The organism is Streptomyces europaeiscabiei, assembly GCF_001550375.1.
In the GTDB taxonomy this organism is placed as follows: Bacteria; Actinomycetota; Actinomycetes; order Streptomycetales; family Streptomycetaceae; genus Streptomyces; species Streptomyces europaeiscabiei.
In genome coordinates, this window is sequence record NZ_LRTR01000476.1 from 1 (window position 1) to 673 (window position 673).

At 77.6% G+C, this 673-nt stretch carries 1 protein-coding gene; it reads right to left on the reverse strand.

Annotation, left to right across the window (positions count from 1 at the left end):
* Nucleotides 1-673 (reverse strand): helix-hairpin-helix domain-containing protein (locus tag AWZ10_RS23135; protein WP_279616639.1); only part of this gene is annotated, 673 nt, incomplete at both ends.

The following is a 673-nucleotide window of genomic DNA, read 5'->3' on the forward strand; positions in this document are numbered from 1 at the left end:
GGGCCGCCTCGCCGCCGGTGTGCAGCACGAGCCCGTGTCCGGCGACGGCGCGGATCAGCTCCGCGGCGGAACGCGGTGCCGACGCGGCCGCCGAGGTCCAGTCGGTCGTGTCCTCCTTGGGCAGGGAGTTCATGACACGGGCGAGTCCGTCGGCGAGGCTCTCCTCGGCGAGCGCGTAACGCTCCAGGCCGATGAGGACGCGGACCGGGCGCTCCTCCTCCGCCTCGTCGTCCTCCCTGCCGGTGTCGTCGGCCGCGGCGGGGGGCGGGGACGCGGACCGTGTCGCGGCCGGGGCGTCGTCGAGCGCGTCCTGGAAGACCAGGGCCTCGCCCTCGGCGACGGTGCTCTGGACGGCCTCGTCGGGGTCGGGCACGGAACGCTGGGCGAGCGCGGCGGCCAGAGCCGGGGCCTGAAGCGCCGTGTGCCCGGCGACGGCCGCCTGCTCCAGCAGCCATACGGTGACCGCCCGGCCCCGTCGCTCGTCGTCCGGGCCGCACTCCGCGCCGAGCAGCGCCCGCGCGAACCCGTCGGCCTGCTCCGGCCGGACGCCCGGAATCCGCAGCAACTGCCAGGGATCCTCGCGCAGTCGAGCGCCGGCGCCCTCGCCGAGCGCCTCGGCGACCTGTGGCACCAGCGCCTCGGGGGCGCCGCCTTCGGCCAGCACCGCCCGGAC